Raw genomic sequence first — 21,593 nt, forward strand, 5'->3', positions numbered from 1 at the left:
AGCAGAGGAAAGGGACAGCCCGATGAAGAACCCAGTGGAACAGATGCTAAGGCATGCCCCGTACGAAGGGGAACATATACAGGTCCTGCTCGACCTCATTCAGGAATTTATCGTATTGAAGGACGGCGAGGGGCGGTGGCTGGTCTCAAACCAGACGGTGCTCGATGCCTATGAATTGAACGGGATCGATTACCGCGGCAGGACCGACCAAGAGCTCGCGGAGCTTGCTCCTCCCCAGTTCAAAGCTGCGTTTGAGTTTAACATCACAACCGACGAACAGGCATGGCAGAAGGGAGCTCCGCTGCAGATCGAGAAGTCTTTCGCCATCGCGGACGGCAGCATGCAGACGTGGGAGGTCATCAAGACCCCGATGTTCGACGGGGAAGGAAGCCGCCACCGGCTGGTGATCGTGAGCCGCAACGTGACGGAGCGCAAGAAGGCGGAGGAAGAGCTCAAGGCCAGTGAGAAGCAGTACCGTCTCATCGCCGAGAATATGAACGATATCATCTCCATGCTCAATCCCGATGGCCGCGTGCGGTATTGTTCACCGTCTTTTCGGAACATATTGGACTATACCGTGCTCGAAGGGGTGGATCTCTTCGAGTTCATGCATCCCGAGGACAGCCCTGCCGTCCGGAGGAGCTTCGACGAGCTTGTGGCCGGCGCATCGGACGCTGCTTCGGTGCAGTTTCGTTATGCGCATGCCGGAGGTCATTACATCTGGTTTGAGGCTGCACTTACCTGTGTATGGAGCGATGAGGGGACGGTGGACCATGTCGTATCGGTTGCACGGGTGATTACGGAACGCAAGGAATATGAGGCGCGGCTGCAGGGGATGGCGTACTATGATGCGCTTACGGGCGTGCACAACCGCCGCTGTTTCATGAAGCGGGTCAAGCTGGAGTTGGAGGAAAGCGACCGGCATGGAACGAGCCTCGGGATCCTGTATCTCGATGTCGATCACTTCAAACGGATTAACGATTCGTTCGGGCACGAGGCGGGAGATGAACTTCTCGTGCAGCTGGCTCGGCGGATCGAAGGCCATCTGGCTTCCGCAGGGTTTCTGGCCCGGCTGGGCGGAGATGAATTCGTGGCGGTTCTGCCCGGTCTCACGGCTCCGGAACAGGCGGCGGCGATGGCCGAGACCTTGTGCGCATCATTGCAGCAGCCCTGGCCGCTGGAGAGCGCCGGGGAGGTCCGAACATCCTCCTCCATCGGGGTGGCGCTCTATCCGCAGGACGCCGATGCCGTGCATCTCCTGCTCCGCTGTGCGGACCAGGCACTCTATGCAGCCAAGCGGGAAGGGAGAAGCCGGGTCCGTTTCTATGACGGAGTGGAGGCGGGTGAGTAAGCGGACCGCGCCCGGTGGCGGTCCCTTCCTCCGCTGGGAGAAGGGGAGCAGGCTGCATTGCGCGTAACGGGACATACTAAAAAGCAGGAGCCCCAGATGAAAAATCATCGGAGCCTCCTGCTTATTTTGATTGAATGAGTTTATGCTGTTTTCAGGACTACAAACGGCGGCCCGTAATATAACGGTCTTCCCAGTAACCCGAAGTCATGGACGTGATGACAACGCCTGCGCTTCTCGTGTTGCTGATGAATTTGCCGTTCCCCACATAGATGCCCACGTGATCGATTCTTCCCGGTGTGCCTACGCTGAAGAAGACGAGATCGCCCGCTCTCAGCTTCGACTTGCTGATCCAATTGCCTTCTTTGGCCTGCTCGCGGGAGCTCCAAGGAACGGAAATGCCGTGCTTCTTGAGAATGAACTGCGTAAACGAAGAGCAGTCGAAGATCAGACGGGACGCATCACGGGTACCGAATCTATAGTCTACATCTCCGATGTAGGATTTGGCGGTTGTAACGATCCGGCTGCCTGTCGTAGAAGAGATGGCGGCCTCCGTCCGGCTTGGCATGGCTGTTCCAACGCTGATGGTCGTAACCATGAGAGACAATGCCATCGCAGATGCTTTTAGCAGTTTGTTCATGTGTACCTCCATAAGTGTTGTTTGTCCCGGTTCAGGGGACTGGCCTATACTTTAGCATGACTCCGGGGGAGTGTCCTTAGTGCATCGCTGGAGGATTTACCATGTTTGCTCATACACATCAACCCGTCTCCTGCCTGCCACGCCGGTCCCTTGGGGGAATAAAGCCGGAAGGACGGGGAATTCCGCATGTCCGGACCTTCTTTTTTTGTGCAAAAAAAAGAGAACAAATATACGCATGGAAACGAAATGTATGGTATAATTGTAACAAACTGGTATGCATGTAATGAAAACTCGTTACGGGGGGGTTCGCTATTTGAAACGGCATACGTCCAAGCCGTGCGTCTTCATCGGTTCTGCCCGGGAGTCCATTGCAATCGCTTCCACAATTCACAAGGCACTGTCCCACTTTGCCCAGGTATCACCGTGGTACGCCGGTACGTTTCATGCGATGCACTATACGATGGATGATCTGGAGGCCAGGCTGGCAGCGAGCGATTTTGCCGTATTCGTATTTTCACCGGACGATCTGCTGCTTCACCGCGGCAAGCTGGTGCTTACCCCCCGTGACAACACCGTATTCGAAATGGGCCTGTTCTGGGGCAAGCTCAAGCGGGGCCGGGTCTTTTTTGTGGTTCCGGAATATGTGGAGATGGAATATCATAAAGAAAAGATTACGGAATTCCATCTGATGTCCGATCTGCAGGGGCTCACCCTTCTGCGCTACGAAGTCCGTACGGACGGGGATCTCCATGCCGCCGTGAGTGTGGCCTGCATGGAGATTGGTGCAAGGATCACGGAAGCGGGTAAATACGAGGACCCGGTGGAAGCGCTTCAGGAAGCCCGCGCGGAGCTGGAGCAGAACGATTCGCTGCATCATTTCTTTCTTCATTTTGTGAAGGACCTGATGACCGAGCCCGACAAGAAGTATGAGTTCCTCTATGACGCCCTGCGCAGCGCCTATCAGCCTATCGAAGGCTACCGTGTCGTGGGCGCGGCCGTATGGAAAGCACGGGGGAACGAGGGGCTTGAGCAGGTGGCCGGCAATGTCGGCAGGAACAAGTTCTACCCTTTCACGGTCAACGATGACAAGCGGGACGCCGAGGGGACCATCGTGGTAGTCGATGCCTTCTTGAACGGATTGGAGAAGGTCGTGCTGCTCTCGGACCGCGTTGTCAAAACCTACTTGCTGTGCTATCCTGTAGGAAAGGATCTCATGCTTGTCCTTCATGTGTCCGGCAAGCGAGCCATGTCACCCGAAGATTGCGAGACGCTGCTGCAAGTCAACCACAAGCTGATGGGCACCATAAACCACCTTTTTGGAGGCGAATCTTCATGAGCAGACAGGTCGATAAACCGGGGGCACGGCGTCCCAATTCCGCCGAGTTGTCTGATGCCGGGACATCGACAAAAAAGAGCAAAAAAGTAATCGCCCTCACAACGGAAGGCAAAGAAGTGGAAGGCGTCGTCGTATTTGAACGCAAGGCGAATTATGATAAGCCTTCGTTCGCGTGACGGACACAAGCTTCATCATCTATTGTCATCAATTTATAACCAACTGAGCAGCAGGCCAAGGGAAATTCCCTTCGCCTGCTTTTTTGTGTTCGGGGGCCGCGAGCCGTATGATTCGCCGCGCGGCGGCATACACATAGGGCAAGGATTCAGGCTTTCCTGCCGCCTGTCGGATGAACGATCGTGGTGGATGCTGCTGCTGCGCCCATACCCGCCGGCCCGGGTAGGGCTTTTTGGGTATCTTTACTGGTGAGGGAAGGGGGTGGAGCGGTCATGAAGCGGAGAGATAATGCCCCCATACGGATCGGAGACCAAAGGCTGACCCTCGCGGAGGTGGAACGGGCTGCCCGCAGCGGAGCGCCTGTGGTGGTCGAGAAGGGCTGCATCTCCCGGATGCAGGCTTCCTGTGACTACGTGCGGAAGCTGCTGGAGGAGAGGCAGGTCGTCTACGGGCTGACCACCGGCTTCGGCAAATTCAGCGATACGGTCATCGCGGACGGCGACGTGCTGCGGCTGCAGCTGAACCTGATCCGCAGCCACGCCTGCGGGGTCGGCAGCCCGCTGCCGGAGGACACCGTGCGGGCGGTGATGCTGCTGCGCATCCGCGCTCTAGCCCTCGGCTGGTCGGGCATCCGCCCCTGTGTGGTGGAGCTGCTGGCCGGCCTGCTGAACCGCGGGGTCACCCCCGTCATGCCGGAGCAGGGCTCCCTAGGCGCCAGCGGAGACCTCGCGCCGCTCGCCCACCTGGCGCTCGTGCTCGTCGGCGAGGGCGAAGCCTTCTTCGAGGGAGCCCGGCTGCCCGGCGGAGAGGCGCTGGCCCGGGCCGGCCTGCAGCCGGTTATCCTCGAGGCGAAGGAAGGACTCGCCCTGATCAACGGCACGCAGGTGATGACGGCCATCGGCACGCTGGCCTGCGCGGACGCCCGCCGGCTGGCGGACCTGGCCGACTGCACGGCCGCGCTCACCTGCGAAGGGCTGCGCGCCGTCCGCGACGCGTTCGACGGGCTGACGCACGGGCTGCGCCCCCACCGGGGGCAGCGCCGCTCGGCGGAGAATATCCGCCGGATGACGGAGGGCTCGCGGCTGCTGACCGGGCCGGGGGAGCTCCGCGTGCAGGACGCTTACTCGCTGCGCTGCGCGCCCCAGGTGCACGGGGCGAGCCGCGACGGGCTCGACTATATCGCCGGCGTGCTCGAGACGGAGATCAACTCCGCCACGGACAATCCGCTGATCTTCGCGGAGGAGGGCCGGGTCATCTCCGGCGGGAACTTCCACGGGCAGCCGGTGGCGCTGGCGATGGATCACCTCGCCCTGTGCGCGGCGGAGCTTGCCAGCATCGCCGAGCGGCGCATCGAACGGCTGGTGAACCCCCAGCTGAACGAGGGGCTTCCGCCCTTCCTCACGCACCGCGGGGGCCTGCAGTCGGGCTTCATGATCGCCCAGTACACGGCCGCCTCGCTCGTGTCGGAGAACAAGTCGCTGGCCCACCCGGCAAGCGTGGATTCCATTCCCTCCTCGGGCAACCAGGAGGATCATGTCAGCATGGGCACGATCGCCGCGCGGAAGGCGGCCCGCATCGTCAGCCACGGCTTCGAGGTGCTCGCCATCGAGCTGCTCTGCGCGGCCCAGGCGGCGGATTACCGCGGGCCGTCGGGTCTCGCGCCGGGCACCCGGTGGCTCTATGACCGCTGCCGGGAGCGGGTGCCTTTCATGGGCGAAGACCGGGTGCTCTCCGGCGACTTCCGCAGGATCTCCGAATGGCTGCGTTCGGTGGATGCCGCGGCGGAGCTCGGCTGGCCGGGGGAAGCGGAGGGAACGGCGGAGGCGGGAGGACCGGGAGGCGGGAGACGGAAGGCAGCGTCGGCAGATGCCGGAGAGGAGGAGCAGGATGGGGGAAGAAGCGAAGAGCCGGACGGTCCGTGCCCCGCGGGGGACGCAGCTCAGCACCAAGGGCTGGGTGCAGGAAGCGGCCCTCCGGATGCTGATGAACAACCTGGACCCTGAGGTGGCGGAGCATCCCGAGTCATTGGTGGTCTACGGGGGAATCGGCCGCGCGGCGAGGAACTGGGCGTGCTTTGACGCGATCGTCAGGAGCCTGCAGGCGCTGGAGGAGAACGAGACGCTGCTCATCCAGTCCGGCAAGCCGGTGGCGGTGTTCCGGACCCACCGGGACGCGCCGCGCGTGCTGCTGGCGAATTCCAATCTCGTGCCGGCCTGGGCGAACTGGGAGCATTTTCACGAATTGGACCGCAGGGGGCTGATGATGTACGGCCAGATGACCGCTGGCAGCTGGATCTACATCGGCTCGCAGGGGATTGTGCAGGGCACGTACGAGACATTCGCGGAGTGCGCCAGGCAGCACTTCGGCGGCACGCTGCAGGGGACGATCACGGTGACGGCAGGACTCGGCGGGATGGGAGGCGCCCAGCCGCTTGCCGTGACGATGAACGGGGGCGTGCTGATCGGTGTTGAAGCCGACCGGTCGAGGATCGAGAAGCGGATCGCGACCCGCTACTGCGATGTGCTCGCCGAGACGCTGGAGGCGGCGCTTGCGCTGGCGCAGGAGGCCAGGGACGCTGGTCGTGCGCTGTCGGTGGGCCTTGTAGGCAACGCGGCGGAGGTCCTGCCGCAGATGCTCGCCCAGGGCTTTGTGCCGGATATCGTCACGGACCAGACGTCCGCCCACGATCCGCTGAACGGGTACCTGCCGGCCGGCTGCTCTCTGGAGGAGGCGGCAAGGCTTCGCGCGCAGCAGCCGCAGGAGCTGGTACGGCGGGCCAAAGCCGGCATGGCCGTCCATGTGGAGGCGATGCTGGAGATGCAGCGCCGCGGGGCGGTGGCCTTCGACTACGGCAACAACATCCGGCAGGCTGCCTGCGACGAAGGGGTGGCGGAGGCCTTCGCTATCCCCGGGTTCGTGCCGGCCTACATCCGGCCGCAGTTCTGCCGGGGCCGGGGGCCGTTCCGCTGGGCGGCGCTCTCGGGCGATCCGGAGGACATCCGGCGCACCGACGAAGCGGTGCTTCAGCTGTTCCCGGACGATGAGGGGCTGCACCGCTGGATCGGGATGGCCCGCCAGAAGATCGCCTTCCAGGGTCTTCCTTCGAGGATCTGCTGGCTCGGCTATGGCGAGCGGGCGCTTTTTGGCCGGAAGATCAATGACATGGTCGCCGCAGGCGAGCTCTCCGCCCCGATTGTCATCGGCCGCGACCATCTCGATGCGGGCTCCGTCGCTTCGCCCAACCGGGAGACGGAGTCGATGCTTGACGGCAGCGACGCGGTAGCCGACTGGCCGATCCTGAACGCGCTGCTGAACACGGCGGCCGGCGCGAGCTGGGTGTCGCTGCATCACGGGGGCGGCGTAGGGATGGGGTACTCGATCCACGCCGGTATGGTCGTGGTTGCCGACGGCACGCCGGAGGCGGCGGAGCGGCTGGAGCGCGTCCTGACGACGGACCCGGGCATGGGTGTCGTACGCCATGCGGACGCGGGGTACGATCTGGCGGTGGAGACGGCGAAGACGCACGGCATTATCAGGCCTATGGGAGAGCAGACGAACGAATGACATAAGGGAGAGTGGGTGCCATGCCGACCCGCATGGTATATGTCCGGCGCGCCGCGCAGGTGGTGACGGCCGCCGGGGCAAGCCTCCGGCCGAAGCGGGGCGCGGAGATGTCGGAGCTTGGGATCATCGAGGGGGGGAGCGTGATTACGCGGGACGACCGGATACTCTTCGCGGGACCGGATGAGGAGGCTCAGCGGGTTCTTGCCGCGGCGCCGGAGGATGCGGAAGTCGAGGTGCTGGAGGCGGAGGGGAAGCTGGTCACCCCGGGGCTGATCGACCCGCATACGCATGTCGTGTTCGCGGGGAGCCGGGAGTTCGAGCTGCCGCTCCGCCTGAAGGGTGCGGCCTATATGGACATTTTGAAGGCCGGCGGGGGGATCCTGTACACGGCGGAGCAGACCCGGGCGGCGGAGGAGGACCTGCTGGCGGCGGAGACGCGAAGGCGGCTGGACCGCTTCCTTCTGCACGGCGTGACGACCGTCGAGGCCAAAAGCGGCTACGGCCTGCGCCTCGAAGACGAGCTGAAGCAGCTGCGCACGGCCCGCCGGCTGAACGCCGAGCATCCCGTAGAGCTCGTGTCCACGTTCATGGGGGCGCACGCCGTGCCGCCGGAGTACAAGGGCGACCCGGAGGCTTACGTCCGGCTCGTCATCGAGGAGATGATCCCGGCCGTCGCTGAGGCGGGGCTCGCCGAGTTCTGCGACGTGTTCTGCGAGGAGGGTGTGTTCACGCCGGAGCAGTCACGGCGCATCCTCGAGGCCGGCCTGGCACGGGGCCTGAAGCCGAAGCTCCACGCCGACGAGATCGTGCCGTACGGCGGGGCCGAACTGGCGGCGGCCGTAGGAGCCGTGACGGCGGATCACCTGCTGCAGGCTTCGGGCGAGGGCATTGCCGCCATGGCCCGGCGCGGCGTCATCGCGGTGCTGCTGCCCGGCACGGCGTTCTTCCTGCGCAAGCCTCCGGCGGATGCCCGGCGGATGATCTCGGCGGGCGTGCCGGTGGCTCTGGCTACCGACCGCAATCCGGGCTCTTCGCCGACCGAGTCGCTGCCGCTCATCATGAACCTGGCCTGCCTGGGCATGGGCATGACGCCTGAGGAGGTGCTCGCCGCTTGCACTATCAATGCGGCGCACGCGGTCGGCCGGGCTTCCCGGATCGGCAGCATTGAAGCCGGCAAGCAGGCGGATCTCGTGCTTTTTGATGCGCCGAATGTCACGTACCTGCAGTATCACTTCGGGGTGAATCTCGTGGATACGGTGATCAAGCGGGGCGTCTGCGTTGTGCGGGACGGAAGGAGGGCGGGGGCATGAAGGAGCTGCGCGTGAAGCCGGGGAGGATCCGCACGGCGCTGGAATCACTGGGGGCCATCGGGCGGGGCCCATCCGGCGGCCTGGAGCGGACGGCGTTCTCGGCGGCGGACAGGGAGGGCCGCGAATGGCTGAAGGCGGCCATGCGGTCGGCGGGACTGGCCGTGCGCACGGACGAGGCGGCCAATATCTGGGGTCTGCGCCGCGGAGAGAAGCAGAAGCTACCGCCGATCGCCTGCGGCTCCCACATCGATACGGTGCCATCCGGAGGGAAGTATGACGGGGCCCTCGGCGTCATTCTGGCCTTGGAGGCGGCCCGCGTGCTTGCGGAGCATGGCGTCAGCCTTCGCCGCGGACTCGAGGTCGTGTCGTTCAGCGCGGAGGAGCCGAACGGCTTCGGACTCTCGACGTTCGGCTCCCGGGCTGCGGCGGGCAAGCTGAAGCGCAGCGTGCTGGACGGGGTCCGTGGCCCCGGGGGCGTCCTGCTCACGGATGCGCTGCGGGATGCCGGAGGAGATCCGCTGCGCTTCGAAGAGGCGCGCCTCGCCCCCGGCGACCTGGCGGCCTATCTTGAGGTACATATCGAGCAGGGACGGCGGCTGGAGGACCAGGGCATCCCGGTCGGCATCGTGACCGCGATCACCGGCATCTACCGGGAAGAGGTGACGGTCACCGGGGAAGCCAATCATGCGGGCACGACCCTGATGCGCAACCGGAAGGATGCCCTGATGGCCGCCGCCGAGCTGATGCTGGCATTCGAAGCGATCTGCCGGGATGCGCCGGCGGAGGAGACCGTGGGCACGATCGGCCGCATCGCCAATCATCCGAACGCCGCGAACATTATTCCCGGGGAGGTGCAGCTGCACCTGGAGGTCCGCGGGGCGTCGAAGGAAGCGATAGCCGCCGTGCTCGACGCCTGGAGAGAGCGTGCCGGCGGGATCGCCCGGGCCCGCGGCGTCCGCCTGCAGTCTGTGACGCTGCTCGACCAGCCCCCCGTTCCCATGGATGGGCTTGTGGCCGAGGTATGCAGGCGGCAGGCCGAGCGGCTGGGGATAGCCGCCGTGCCGCTCGGCAGCATGGCGGGCCACGACGCGGCGCATATGGCCGCGATCACCCGGGCCGGCATGCTCTTCGTGCCGAGCATCGGCGGCCGCAGCCACTGCCCTGAGGAGGAGAGCCGGCTCGGCGAGATCGAGCAGGCCGGCAACGTGCTGCTCCACGCTTTGTTGGCGCTGGACCGTCAGCTTTGAGCCAAGGAGGCAGGAGTGAGACCGCTTATGGGTGAGGCGCCAAGCTGCCGGCAGAAAAGGAGGAGAGGCCTGTGCCCAAGCTGTATTCAGCGAAGGCAGTATATCTCGACGACACGTTCCGTGAAGGAAGCGCACTGCTGGAGGAGAACGGACGCATCCTGGAGACGGGTCCGCTGGTGGCTCTGCTGCAGCGCTATCCGGGGATCGAGCATGTCCGCTGGGAGCGGGGGGTGATCGTGCCGGGAACCGTCAACGCGCACAACCATTCCTTCCAGAGCCTGCTGCGCGGCATCGCGGTCGACAAGCCGTTCCTGCAGTGGCGCGACGAAGCCTTGTACCGGTATTCCCCGCTGCTCGATGAGGAGGCGGTTTATACGGGCGCGCTGCTGGCCTTCGGGGAGATGCTGAGGTACGGGGTGACCACGGTGTGCGATTTTTTCTACGTGCACAATGGAGGGACTGCTCTGGACGAAGCGGTGATCCGGGCGGCCGGGGATGTCGGCATCCGCCTCGTGTTCGCGCGCACGATGTACGATTGGAGCGGGGCACCCGCAGGCTACCGTGAGACGGTGGACGAAGCCGTGGATCGCACCCGCCGGCTCGCGGTCAAGTACCAGGGCGCCTCCATGGTGGCCGTCCATCCGGCCCCGCATTCGCCCCATGCCGCCTCGCCGGCAATGATCCAGGCTGGCCACCGGCTGGCGCAGGAGCTGGATACGCCTTTTCACATTCATGTTGCGGAGGAAATGTTCGAGGTGGAGGAGACCCTGCGCGATTACGGGCTCCGTCCGGTGCATTACCTGGATTCGCTCGGTGTGCTCGACGGGCGGATGATCGCTGTGCATCTCGTCTGGCTCGACGACTCGGAGGTCGAACGGGTCGGACAGCGGGGCGGGGCCTTGGCCTACTGTCCCTCCTCGAATATGTTCCTCGCCGACGGCATCACCCGCATCCCGGAGCTGCTCCGGCATGGAACCCGTGTGGCGCTGGGCACGGACGGCGCCTGCAGCAACAACCGCACCTCCGTCTACGAGGAGATGCGCATGTGCGCCCTGCTCCAGAAGGTCGCGAACCTTGACGGGACCTGTCTGACCGCAGGCGATGTGTTCCGGATGGGCACGGCGGCCGGCGGCGAGGTGCTGCGCCTTCCGGTCGGTACGCTTGCGGCGGGCAGCTGCGCCGATTTCTCGGTGCTGAACGCGGACGATCTGTCCCTGACGCCACGCGGCGAGCTGCTCGCAAACATCGTGTATGCGATGCAGCCCAGTGCGGTCACCGACGTTGTCGTGAACGGCCGGCTTGTTTACACGCAGGGGGCTTTGCAGACGGTGGGGGAAAAGGAGATCGTACGGCGGGTCGACACTTTGTTCGAAGCGTGGGAGCGGCGGCTGGGTGCGAAGGGGCCATAGTGATGTTTTCCATCACATAACACGCCCGCCTCGCCTTGCCGGCCGCTTATCCGATGTTTCGCATCAGATAAGTGCCCTCCGCCGCGCCTGTGGGCCGCAATCCCCGTGGTATGTGATGTTTTCCATCACATACCGCGCCCGGCCCGCCTTGCCGGCCGCTTATCTGATGTTTCACATCAGATAAGCGGGCCCTGCCGAGCCTTAGGGCCGCAGCCGCCATCCCCATCCAAATCCGAATATGTCAAACGATTACCACATAAACATTCGGGAAAAAGGCGAGGTCCACGTCAATATTTTCCACTTTCTAGAGCAATTTTGTCGGTTATGCCCAAGCCAGAGCTTGAATTATACTAAATCTGTAAACGTTTGCAGTATCGCCGAGAGATGCTTTCGTCGACCCGCACCGCTGCTGCTTCGTCCCCCGGTACATAAGATCATCCCCGACAGCAAATTTCTTGACGAAGCTTTATGCGTGTTTGGAAACCGGTTTTTATTCATCACACCAAAGAAAGGAGGCAGGCAAGCCGAGTAAACCAAAGTATGAAAACGCAGGACCAGACCCACTGTGATCCGGCGATAAAAAGAGAACGTTTACAATTATCAATCAGGGAGGGATTTTGATTTCATGAGTTCAGCCAGATTCCTTATGAAAAAAGCGTCCATGCTGCTCTTAAGCCTGGTCATGCTGCTGACCACGGTGATGGGGCTCGGGCCGAGCCGTACGGAGGCGGCCGTAGCGAGCGACTTCCAGGCTTCCGTGATGGGCCCGCTGGCGCAGGTGACGGATTGGAATGCGTTTAAGAACCAGCTGCGCACCTTAAAAAGCAACGGTGTGTATGCGATTACAACCGACGTTTGGTGGGGCCTCGTCGAGAGTGCAGGCGACAACCAGTTCAACTGGAGCTACTATCAGACTTACGCAAGCGCTGTCCGCGAGGCGGGCCTGAAGTGGGTGCCGATCCTCTCCACGCACAAGTGCGGCGGCAATGTCGGCGATGACTGCAACATCCCTCTTCCGGCATGGCTGTGGAACAAGGGAACCGCGGACGAGATGCAGTTCAAGAGCGAGACCGGCTATGTGAACAACGAAGCCGTATCCCCGTTCTGGAGCGGCATCGGCACGCAGTACAGCGAGCTCTACGCTTCCTTTGCTTCCACTTTCGCGGGCTATAAGGACATCATTCCGAAGATTTACCTGAGCGGCGGCCCGTCCGGCGAGCTGCGCTATCCTTCTTACTACCCGGCGGCAGGCTGGAGCTACCCGTCGCGCGGCAAGTTCCAGGTCTACACCGAGACCGCAAAGAACGCTTTCCGCACCGCCATGACCACCAAATACGGTTCCCTCAGCGGCATCAACAGCGCGTGGGGGACGAATCTGACGAGTGTAAGCCAGATCAACCCTCCGACAGACGGCGACGGCTTCTACACGAACGGCGGTTATAACTCCACCTACGGCAAAGACTTCCTGAGATGGTACCAAAGCGTGCTCGAGAATCATCTGGGCGTGATCGGTACGGCGGCGCACCAGAAGTTCGATTCCGTCTTCGGCGTGCCGATCGGTGCGAAGGTATCCGGCGTGCACTGGCAGATGAGCAATCCGACGATGCCGCACAGCGCCGAGCAGGCCGCAGGCTACTACGATTACAACACCCTGCTCCAGAAATTCAAGGACACGAACCTCGACCTGACGTTCACGTGCCTCGAGATGTTCGACAACGCGGCGGCACCGAACTACTCGCAGCCTTCCACGCTGGTGGATACGGTCTCCGCGATTGCGAACGCCAAGGGCGTGCGCCTGAACGGCGAGAATGCGCTTCCGGCTTCCGGCACGAGCGCCTTCGGGAAGATTCAGGAGAAGCTGACGAGGTTCTCTTACAACGGCTTCACGCTGCTTCGCCTGGCTAACGTCGTCAATGCGGATGGCTCCGTCACGGGCGAGATGGCCAATTTTAAGAATTACGTGGTCTCTCTTGCCAAGCCGGTCGATACGCACAACCTGGTCACGATCTACTACAAAAAAGGCTTTGCCACCCCATACCTTCACTACCGTCCGGCAGGCGGCACCTGGACGACCGCACCCGGTCTGAAGATGGCGGACTCGGAAGTCAGCGGCTATGCGAAGGCCACGGTGGATATCGGTTCGGCCACCCAGCTGGAAGCTGCTTTCAACGACGGCAATAACACGTGGGACAGCAATGCGACGAAGAACTATTTCTTCGGGGTAGGCACGTTCACGTACACACCGGGTGCCAACGGCGCTGCAGGCACAATCACACAGGGTCCTCCGCCAGGAGGCGGTACGGGCAATTCGGTTACGGTGTATTACAAAAAAGGCTTCACGACCCCTTACATCCATTACCGTCCTGCCGGCGGCACCTGGACGACGGCACCAGGCGTAAGAATGGCGGATGCCGAAGTGAGCGGATACGCGAAAGCGACGGTGGAGATCGGCACGGCCATCCAGCTCGAGGCGGCTTTTAACGACGGCAATAACACGTGGGACAGCAACGCGCAGAAAAACTATTTCTTTGGCACAGGCACCTTCACGTATACCCCGGGAGCGAATGGGGCGGCGGGCACGATCACACAGGGCGCTCCTACGGGCAGCGGCGGCGGTGACGGCGGCGGGGGAATCGTTACCCCTGTCGACTGGAGCACGCGCAGCATCTACTTCATCATGACGGACCGCTTCGTCAACGGCGACACCTCCAATGACAACTACGGCGGCTTCGCGGCGAACAAGAGCGACCCGGGCAAATGGCACGGCGGCGATTTTCAGGGCATCATCAACAACCTCGACTACATCAAGAATATGGGCTTCAACGCCATCTGGATTACGCCTGTAACGATGCAGAAGAGCGTCAACGCTTACCACGGCTATCATACGTATGACTTTTATGCGGTGGACGGCCACCTCGGCACGATGGAGAAGTTCCAGGAGCTCGTGAAGACGGCGCACGCCAAGAACATTGCAGTCATGCTTGACGTGGTGTTGAACCATACGGGCGATTTCCAGCCAAGTAACGGGTATGCCAAGGCTCCGTTCGACAAGTACGACTGGTACCATCACAACGGCGAGATTACTTCCACGGACTACAACCAGAACAACCAGTGGAAAATCGAAAACGGGGATGTGGCGGGTCTCGACGACCTGAATCACGAGAATACGGCGGTAACGGCCGAGCTCAACAACTGGATTCAATGGCTGATCGCACAGTCGGGCGTGGACGGCCTGCGTGTGGATACAGCCAAGCACGTGCCGAAGTCTTACCTGAAGTCCTTCGATACGGCGGCGAACACCTTCACTTTCTCGGAAGTGTTCCACGGCGACCCGGCATATGTCGGCGACTACAGCAACTACCTGGATGCGGCGCTCGACTTCCCGATGTACTACACGATCCGTGACGTCTTCGGCAAGGATGGTTCCCCTACGCTGATCCGCGACCGGTACACCAGCGATTCGAAGTACCGCGATGCGAGGCTGAACGGCCTGTTCCTCGATAACCATGATGTGAAGCGGTTCCTGAACGAGGCATCGGGCAACCCAAGCAACACGTCCGACAAGTGGCCTCAGCTCAAGGCAGCCCTCGGCTTCCTCTTCACCTCCCGCGGTATTCCGATCGTATACCAGGGCACGGAGCTTGGCTACAGCGGCGGAGACGACCCGGCGAACCGCGAGGATGTCGTACCGAATGCGAACCATGATCTCTACAAGTACATTGCGAAGCTGAACGGGGTGCGTAACAGCCATCCGGCGCTCCAGAACGGCACCCAGAAGGAAAAATGGGCCGACAGCACCGTTTACGGCTTCCAGCGCAGCAAGAACGGTGACGAGGCGGTCGTGCTCATCAACAATTCCTGGAGCAGCCAGACCCGCACGGTAGGCAGCCTCGATAACCTGACGGGCGGCACGACGCTCCGCAACCAGCTCGGCACCGATTCCGTCACCGTCAACAACGGATCGGTCACCGTTACGCTGGCACCGAAGGAAGTCAAGATTTTCACGAAATAAAGGTTGATCAAGCGCAATAAGGGCGGCGGCCGGTCAGGCGGAATCTCTCCTGACCGGCCGCTTTTTTGTGCATGCGCCGAAGGTTATAGGGGGAACCCTTGATCCTCCTGGCGGGCTGCTCCCTGGATGCGGCGGAACTTGACGAAGCCGGCGATCCGCCAGGGCACGATATAGGCCGCAGCGATCAGGTAGAACAGCATGGCCAGTTCGGCCGGATCGAGGGCCGACAGGTAGCTGCGCAGACCGAGCCGCAGGGCGATCAGGGCCAGGATGACGACAATGAAGGCTTTGCTCTTCACCGGGTAGATCCGTCCGTCCTCCCGGCGTTCGTAGTTCGTGGTCAGAATCATCGGGACCGACATGAGCAGGCCGAACAGAAGAGACAGCACGACCTCCTTCAAGGTCAGGTGAAGCTGCGGATTCCATACGCCGGGAAGGCCGAGCGGCAGGATCAGAAGGGGCAGCAGCAGTCTGAGCCCCCGGCCCGTCACCGGACGGGCGGCCGCCCGGATTCTCCGCCGCAGGACGAATCCGACAATAACGATCATGATCAATACAGGAAGTGCTTCCAAGGGTACCGACTCCTTTTCGTACAAATCAGACTTGGGTAACAACGCCAAAGAACAGCCTTGGGGTCAAGGCTGCCATGGCAGGGGACAATGGTGTCCGGTCGTTCGCTATTCCGTTAGGGCAGACGGCTGCGCCGCCCTGTCCTTCCGATCCCACAGAGGCACCGCCATGCCTCCGAAGAGGAGCACAATGCCCACGATCTGAAGCAGGCCCGGTCGGAAGCCGGTGATCAGCATGTCGAGCAGCATGGCAATCCCCGGGTCCAGGAAGGCGAGGAGGGAGATCGTCCGCGCGGGCAGATGCCGAAGGCTCCCGAAGAACAGATAGTAGACGAGGCCGGTATGGACCGCACCGATCAAGGCAATCCACAGCCACTGGCTGCTCCCGAGCCCCCCGAACGCCGCGAAGTGCACAAGCGGCGGCAGGAGAAGAACTCCGACCGCCGTCTGGAGCATCGCGACGGCATAGGGGCTCATCCGGCGGATGCCCTTGCCGAGCAGCGTGACCAGCGCGTACAGCAGTGCGGCCAGCAGGGCCCAGAGGAGGCCGCCCGAGAGCACTTCCCCCGGCGCGCCGGAGCCGATCCCGGAGACCAGCGCCGTGCCGGCGGCACAGACGGCGACCGATACGGCCGAGGAGACCTTCAGCCGTTCGCGGAAGAGCAGGCTGCCGAGCAGCAGCACGAAGACCGGGGCCAGGTAATACACTGAGACGGCAACGGTGACCGGCATCGCTTCGAACGCACGGAAAAGGAAGACCCAGTTGCCCACTAAGCACAACCCGCTCAGCAGCACGAGAAGCACCTCGCGGACCGGCCAGGCCTCTCGCCGGAATTGGCCGGAGAGCAGCCAGCCCGTCCCAAGGATCGGCACGGCGCAGATGCAGCGCACGAAGACGAGCTCGAAGGACTGCAGGCCTGTCCGGCCGGCGGCGAACCCGACCGACCCGAAGATCGCCATCGCGGCGATCATGCGGTAGAGCGCTCCCTTGGAGGAAGCGAGGGAGGCTGGAGAGGGATGCGAATCAGCGGATGAGTTGGTTTGATGGGGCATGGCGTGTACTCCTTACTTTCCACTAGCGTACAGGATTCCGCAGAAATTCTCAAATTTTGGATAGAAAGGCCGCGGCGCAGGAGCCAGTGGTTCGCGGGGGGGGGGGATGAGTTACCCGCCAGCGGCCGCATTGGCTTGAAAGCTTCTCGCCGGCAGCTAACCAGCCTGCCATGCCCGCCAGCCTTCAGACAGCAAGCAAGCCAGGATGGAGGAATCTCGGCTTGAACACCGTCATTTTTTGAGATGATACGGAACTGTGGTGACAATGACATTGCGGCGGTACAGCAGGTGGGCGCGGATCAGAAGGCTGGACTGGTTGTGCAGGATGTTATGCCAGCCCTTCTTCGGAATGAACTGGGGGATCACTACCGTCACTTGATAGTTCGATTCCCCGGCCTTGCGCTGCACGGTATCGATGAATTTGGTCAGCGGTTGAATAATGCTTCGGTAAGGGGAGTGCAGAGTGACCAGCCGGACATCAGGCTGCCATGCCTTCCATTTTTCCTGAAACTCCGCTTCATTCTCCCTGTCGAAAGGGATGTGCACTGCAATGATCTGGTGGGGAGCCAGCGATTTGACATAGTTCAACGAATTCTCCACCACATGGGTGATGCCCGCCACCGGAAGAATCATGACATTCCCCTCAATGGTCAGCGCAGGCTCACAGGTGGTCAGCCGGAGCTGGTCTCCCACCGCTTCGTAATGCTTCCGGATGCGGTGGAACAGGAGGATGATCAGGGGGAGGAACACGAGAACCGTCCACACCTGTGTGAATTTCGTCAAAAAGAACATGATCGTGACGAGCAGACTGATCAGGGCTCCGGCTGAATTGATCGTCAGTTTGAGAGCCCAGCCTTCCGGCTTCTCCCGCTTCCACTTCATCATCATGCCCGTCTGCGACAGGGTGAATGGAATGAAAACACCGACAGCGTAGAGCGGGATCAGGTGCTCGGTCTGTCCCTTGAACACAATAATGAGAAGAATGGACAGCACGCCAAGGATGATGATGCCGTTGGAATAGCCGAGCCGGTCTCCCCGCACGGTGAACATCCGGGGGATGAACTTATCCTGGGCCAGATTGACGGCCAGCAGCGGAAAGGCGGAGTAGCCGGTATTCGCAGCCAGGATGAGAATCAGGGCGGTCGTTCCCTGGATAAAGTAATACATGAAATTCCTTCCGAAGGTCGCCTCTGCGATCTCCGACACCACGGTCACTTCCGGACGGGGGGTAATCCCATAGTAGTAAGCCAGGAAGACGATGCCCGAGAACAGCAGCCCCAGCAGGAGGCCCATGGCGGTCAAGGTTTTGGCCGCATTCTTCGGGGCCGGATCCTCGAAATTCGGGATCGCATTCGAGATGGCTTCCACCCCGGTCAGGGCGGAGCTGCCTGAGGCGAAGGCCCGAAGGAGGAGGAACAGCCCGACGCCGGCCACCGGGGTACCCAGCGGCGCATGCACTCCGGACGGACCGCTGCCGGAGATGATGTTATACAGCCCCGCGCCAATCAGGATGAATAAGGCGAGCACGAACAGGTACACCGGATAGGCCAGGACCGACGCGGACTCCGTCACCCCTCTGAGGTTCAGGAGCGTGATGAAAATGACGAACGCCACGGCAATCAGAACGGTGTGGTCATGCAGCGCCGGGAAGGCGGACGTTATCGCATCCGTGCCGGCGGAGACGCTGACCGCCACCGTCAGGATATAGTCGACCAGAAGGGAGCCTCCGGCGATCAATCCGGGATAGATACCGAGATTTTGCTTTGACACGACATAGGCCCCTCCGCCGTGCGGATAAGCGAAGATAATCTGCCTGTAGGAGAGAATCAGCGCGGTCAGGAGGATCAGCACGCCCACGGCAATGGGAATGGAATACCAGAAGGCCACGGCACCCACGGTCATCAGGACGAGCAGGATTTGTTCGGGCCCGTAAGCGACGGACGAGAGGGCGTCTGAGGAAAGAATGGCCAAGGCCTTCAGTTTGTTCAGTTTTTGTTCCCCGAGTTCGTTGGACTTTAACGGCCGTCCTATAAGGAATCGCTTGATGGATGCAAACATCCGACACTCACCCGCCATAGATAAAATAGTTTAGTTGTATATTACCCAACCGATGTGCTAATGACGTTTGTCCGCTCTTTGTTCCCTGATTCCTTTTTTGATGCACGAAAAAAGCCGCAGGGTCCCCCTGCAGCTGTGATCCGAGCGCGCAGTCTCACCTTCTCTAAATACGCTTACGAGGTTAGCTGACGGATTCGGGCGTTAGAGTCGCCCTACAGCGGCGCCTGTTGCAGGCTGTGCTGATTCACCCCATGACGAAGCGGCTTCGTCCCAATGGTTCCCCCGTTTTCCTTGAACGGAAATTCAGCGAAATATGAATTTCATTACTGGAACGATCATAATCCTGCAGCCGTACTTTGTAAAACGTCAGATCCACCTTAATATCCCCGGATTAGGACTTTTTCCTTTATGTTACCGCGATCATAGCGATGAAGCTTAGTCCTGTTCGGTTTTGCGTCCAAATGAAAAGCGGCAGAGCCGGTTTGGGCTCTGCCGCTTCCTGATTCGGGGCAGCCTGTGGGGCAGGTTCAAGGCACAGGGGAGTCCCGGCCTAGCTCTGCCCTTCGGTATTACCAAGTGATCGTGTACGTGCTTGCGGCCGATGGAACGGTCAGCGTGTTGTTCGAGCCCGGCTCCCAGGTAACGGCGCCTGCGGAATTCTTGACGATCGCTTTGAACTCATAGTTCCGTCCGGACCCGATATAGGCTGTGCCTCTCCAGTCCGCTGTGGTGCTGTTGTAAGTAAGCTTCAGCGGGTAAACGCCGGTTGTCCAGTTGCCCATCTCCCAGCGGGAGCCGGTTACGTAGACGGTGTCACCGGAAGCTGTGGGAGCCCCCTTCACGACGAAGGTAACGGCAGTCGGAGTCATCGCCAGGGCATCGCGGAAGGAGCTCATCAAGGAGGTAGCCGTTCCGCTCGCATTCACGAGGCTCGACATCCGAAGCAGCGTGAAGCCGGAGAAGTTGTAGTTGAAGAGCATCTCGGCCACGTTCTGGTACTGGCCGGCGTCACCGATGGCCAGCGCGTTCTCGCCGTTGAGGCGGATGCCCTTCTGGTTGGCGAGGTTCGACACCTGGATCACGAGAGACTTCGGTGCGGAGTAATAAGGCGCCGTATTCGCCTGGGCGTCGGTCATCTCCAGGCACGTGAACGTCAGGTCGAGATTGGCGCTCTTGAATGCGTCCAGCAGCGTGCTGTAATTGTAATAGCCTGCGCCGTATTCGGCGGAATGCGGCATGGTCGGGTTGTTCATCTGCCAGTGCACGCCCGAGATTTTCGCGCCGACCGGCACGCCAAACACGGAGTCGAAGCGGCTGTGCGCCTTGGCGCCGATCGCCTTCACATGCTTCTCCAGGACACCCTGGTACCAGGTGAGGAAATCCTTGCCGTAGTTGGACTTATAGCCATTCGTGAAGAAATTGTCGCCGTCGCTCGGCGGGCTCACGTCGGAGAACGAAGCGAGGGAGGTTCCCCACGCCGTATTCAGGGCGCCTACTGTGCCGTACTTGGTCTGCATGGCGGTACGGAAGTCGGCCTTGGCGGAGTCCGTGTAAGCCTGCAGCTTGCCGCGGCTCGGGTAGGACCAGCCGTCCGCCGTATTGTAGGACGGGAAGCGGAGCTCGCCTGCCGGTCCGCCGGACAGATAGATTTTGGCGATGATGTCCTTGTAGCCGCTGAAGTTGGAAGCGAAGGAAGCATAGAGCTCGTCATACTGGGCGGCCGTGCCGCTCCACCATGGAGAGAGCGTTTCCTTGTTGTAGAAACCGGTTTCGCTGCGGATAGTCAGCTGATCCTGCGCTCCTTTGCTCCACAGCCAGTTCGGGAGCTTGATATCGCAGTCGTCGCCTACGTTGCCGCCGCATTGGTGTGTGGAGAGGATCGGCACCCATTTGAGCCCGGCCGCGCGGACCGTATCGGCGTAAGTTTTGTAGTAGGACCAGTCGAACACGTTATCCCCGGCACCTTCCACATCACCCCACCATACGTCGGTCGTGACAGCGTATACATTATTGTTCTTCAGGGTGATGAGCTGGTTGCGGAACGCATTCCAGTCCGTAATCTTGGTGAGCGGCGCCATGACATAGGCCTTATAATCGCTGGAGATACTGGATGCTTCGGCGGAAGGAATCGGAGCGAGCAGTCCGGCCCCTACGACAAGGGACAGCAGGGCGGCGGAGCTTTTGCGGAGCAGTACGGATGTAGAAACGGTGGTAATTGCCAAATGATATTCCTCCTGACAGCTTGGGTTTATGCTGCGCTATTCGCTATTTTGGTAGCGCTTGCATAACTTTATTATAATTGAAAGGGCTTCCCATTGAGAGTGGAAAAATCGGAGTGAAAAGGTGGAATATATTGACCGGCATGGCCCTTCTCTCATAATCGGCTGCCCGTTGCGGCAGAATATCCCGTAGATCTCATACCGATTCCGGGCGCAGACTCGAGCGCCTGGCGAGAGAGGGTGGATGGAGCTTGATGGAAGCGGTGTTGTCCCTGCTGGCAGGGATGGTTGTGGGCGTGCTGTTCACGTTCATCCGTCTGCCGCTGCCCGCACCGGTGACGATTGCCGGTGTGCTGGGCGTGGCCGGTGTTTATCTGGGAGGCAAGCTTGTCTCTTTGTTTATTCGCTCGTAGAGAGCTCGTAATATCGTTTTTGCGCTCCGTTATGCTTCGCATAAAGGTCGCTTTCAAAAACGATATACGTCGCTGGGTAAGAGAAAAATGAGCAAGACCAGGATTCCGGCAAGTTCGGAAAGCCTGGTCTCTTTGTGTTACAGAGATTTGGTGAAGACACACCCTGTGTCCTGCCAGGAGGAAGAAGCTCGGTGCACGGAGGGTCTCCAAAGGAGATGGGTATGGGGTGGAAGATAGGAGC

General features: G+C 61.3%; 15 protein-coding genes and 1 riboswitch. Of the genes, 10 read left to right on the top strand and 5 right to left on the bottom strand.

Translation table 11 applies throughout. The features are described 5' to 3' along the window. Window positions 1-22 precede the first annotated feature (22 nt). Window positions 23-1,351 carry a diguanylate cyclase domain-containing protein gene (locus PM3016_RS08895; RefSeq protein WP_014369195.1) on the top strand — a complete coding sequence of 443 codons (1,329 nt, stop codon included), beginning with the start codon at window positions 23-25 and terminating at the stop codon, window positions 1,349-1,351. Between the two features lie 157 nt (window positions 1,352-1,508). Here PM3016_RS08895 and PM3016_RS08900 read toward each other — a convergent pair whose 3' ends face one another. Continuing rightward, window positions 1,509-1,988 carry a C40 family peptidase gene (locus tag PM3016_RS08900; protein ID WP_013915162.1) on the bottom strand — a complete coding sequence of 160 codons (480 nt, stop codon included), beginning with the start codon at window positions 1,986-1,988 and terminating at the stop codon, window positions 1,509-1,511. Window positions 1,989-2,301: 313 nt separating this feature from the next. Here PM3016_RS08900 and PM3016_RS08905 point away from each other — a divergent pair, with 313 nt between their 5' ends. The 8 genes from PM3016_RS08905 (at window position 2,302) to PM3016_RS08940 (ending at window position 15,040) form a co-directional block, all read left to right on the top strand. Further along, window positions 2,302-3,324: a TIR domain-containing protein gene (locus tag PM3016_RS08905; protein WP_013915164.1), complete on the top strand. Its 1,023-nt coding sequence runs from the start codon at window positions 2,302-2,304 to the stop codon at window positions 3,322-3,324. Further along, window positions 3,321-3,500, top strand: a complete 180-nt coding sequence (locus PM3016_RS08910; RefSeq protein ID WP_013915165.1) for a hypothetical protein — start codon at window positions 3,321-3,323, stop codon at window positions 3,498-3,500. The genes PM3016_RS08905 and PM3016_RS08910 overlap by 4 nt, the downstream gene beginning before the upstream one ends. A gap of 270 nt (window positions 3,501-3,770) precedes the next feature. Next, window positions 3,771-5,501, top strand: coding sequence for a histidine ammonia-lyase (gene hutH, locus PM3016_RS08915; protein WP_014369197.1), 1,731 nt, complete (start codon window positions 3,771-3,773; stop codon window positions 5,499-5,501). After that, the gene (gene hutU / locus PM3016_RS08920; RefSeq protein ID WP_081484362.1) at window positions 5,386-7,062 is read left to right on the top strand and encodes a urocanate hydratase; all 1,677 of its coding nucleotides are present in this window, start codon (window positions 5,386-5,388) and stop codon (window positions 7,060-7,062) included. The genes hutH and hutU overlap by 116 nt, the downstream gene beginning before the upstream one ends. A gap of 20 nt (window positions 7,063-7,082) precedes the next feature. After that, window positions 7,083-8,372, top strand: a complete 1,290-nt coding sequence (hutI, locus tag PM3016_RS08925) for an imidazolonepropionase (RefSeq protein WP_014369199.1) — start codon at window positions 7,083-7,085, stop codon at window positions 8,370-8,372. Further along, entirely contained in the window at window positions 8,369-9,619 is a 1,251-nt protein-coding gene (locus tag PM3016_RS08930) for a Zn-dependent hydrolase (RefSeq protein WP_014369200.1), read from the top strand. The genes hutI and PM3016_RS08930 overlap by 4 nt, the downstream gene beginning before the upstream one ends. Window positions 9,620-9,690: 71 nt before the next feature. Continuing rightward, window positions 9,691-11,028 carry an amidohydrolase family protein gene (locus PM3016_RS08935; RefSeq protein WP_014369201.1) on the top strand — a complete coding sequence of 446 codons (1,338 nt, stop codon included), beginning with the start codon at window positions 9,691-9,693 and terminating at the stop codon, window positions 11,026-11,028. Window positions 11,029-11,653: 625 nt separating this feature from the next. Then, window positions 11,654-15,040, top strand: a complete 3,387-nt coding sequence (locus tag PM3016_RS08940; RefSeq protein WP_014369202.1) for a family 14 glycosylhydrolase — start codon at window positions 11,654-11,656, stop codon at window positions 15,038-15,040. Window positions 15,041-15,123: 83 nt separating this feature from the next. Here PM3016_RS08940 and PM3016_RS08945 read toward each other — a convergent pair whose 3' ends face one another. From PM3016_RS08945 to PM3016_RS08960, 4 genes are all read right to left on the bottom strand, one after another. Then, the gene (locus tag PM3016_RS08945; RefSeq protein ID WP_013915173.1) at window positions 15,124-15,612 is read right to left on the bottom strand and encodes a cytochrome c biogenesis protein CcdC; all 489 of its coding nucleotides are present in this window, start codon (window positions 15,610-15,612) and stop codon (window positions 15,124-15,126) included. Between the two features lie 105 nt (window positions 15,613-15,717). Then, window positions 15,718-16,581 (bottom strand): DMT family transporter, encoded by an 864-nt coding sequence (locus tag PM3016_RS08950; RefSeq protein WP_420798969.1) that lies wholly within the window; start codon window positions 16,579-16,581, stop codon window positions 15,718-15,720. A gap of 312 nt (window positions 16,582-16,893) precedes the next feature. After that, window positions 16,894-18,720, bottom strand: a complete 1,827-nt coding sequence (locus PM3016_RS08955) for an APC family permease (protein ID WP_014369204.1) — start codon at window positions 18,718-18,720, stop codon at window positions 16,894-16,896. Window positions 18,721-18,874: 154 nt separating this feature from the next. Then, a riboswitch (cyclic di-AMP (ydaO/yuaA leader) is annotated at window positions 18,875-19,039 on the bottom strand. A 250-nt stretch (window positions 19,040-19,289) separates the two neighbouring features. After that, window positions 19,290-20,942, bottom strand: coding sequence for a family 14 glycosylhydrolase (locus PM3016_RS08960; protein WP_014369205.1), 1,653 nt, complete (start codon window positions 20,940-20,942; stop codon window positions 19,290-19,292). A 251-nt stretch (window positions 20,943-21,193) separates the two neighbouring features. On the opposite strand from PM3016_RS08960, the gene PM3016_RS08965 reads away from it, so the two are divergent. Next, complete coding sequence (locus PM3016_RS08965; RefSeq protein WP_013915178.1) at window positions 21,194-21,352, top strand: XapX domain-containing protein; 159 nt, start codon at window positions 21,194-21,196, stop codon at window positions 21,350-21,352. Window positions 21,353-21,593 lie beyond the last annotated feature (241 nt).

Origin of the sequence: Paenibacillus mucilaginosus 3016, from assembly GCF_000250655.1 — a bacterium.
Classification (GTDB): domain Bacteria; phylum Bacillota; class Bacilli; order Paenibacillales; family NBRC-103111; genus Paenibacillus_G; species Paenibacillus_G mucilaginosus.

Bases quoted from the DNA above. Each gene is read 5' to 3' on its own strand.
- PM3016_RS08900 (WP_013915162.1), bottom strand. From the start codon at position 1,988: ATGAACAAACTGCTAAAAGCATCTGCGATGGCATTGTCTCTCATGGTT.
- hutI (WP_014369199.1), top strand. From the start codon at position 7,083: ATGCCGACCCGCATGGTATATGTCCGGCGCGCCGCGCAGGTGGTGACG.
- PM3016_RS08930 (WP_014369200.1), top strand. From the start codon at position 8,369: ATGAAGGAGCTGCGCGTGAAGCCGGGGAGGATCCGCACGGCGCTGGAA.
- PM3016_RS08940 (WP_014369202.1), top strand. From the start codon at position 11,654: ATGAGTTCAGCCAGATTCCTTATGAAAAAAGCGTCCATGCTGCTCTTA.
- PM3016_RS08965 (WP_013915178.1), top strand. From the start codon at position 21,194: ATGGAAGCGGTGTTGTCCCTGCTGGCAGGGATGGTTGTGGGCGTGCTG.
- hutU (WP_081484362.1), top strand. From the start codon at position 5,386: ATGGGGGAAGAAGCGAAGAGCCGGACGGTCCGTGCCCCGCGGGGGACG.
- PM3016_RS08910 (WP_013915165.1), top strand. From the start codon at position 3,321: ATGAGCAGACAGGTCGATAAACCGGGGGCACGGCGTCCCAATTCCGCC.
- PM3016_RS08950 (WP_420798969.1), bottom strand. From the start codon at position 16,581: ATGATCGCCGCGATGGCGATCTTCGGGTCGGTCGGGTTCGCCGCCGGC.
- hutH (WP_014369197.1), top strand. From the start codon at position 3,771: ATGAAGCGGAGAGATAATGCCCCCATACGGATCGGAGACCAAAGGCTG.
- PM3016_RS08895 (WP_014369195.1), top strand. From the start codon at position 23: ATGAAGAACCCAGTGGAACAGATGCTAAGGCATGCCCCGTACGAAGGG.
- PM3016_RS08955 (WP_014369204.1), bottom strand. From the start codon at position 18,720: ATGTTTGCATCCATCAAGCGATTCCTTATAGGACGGCCGTTAAAGTCC.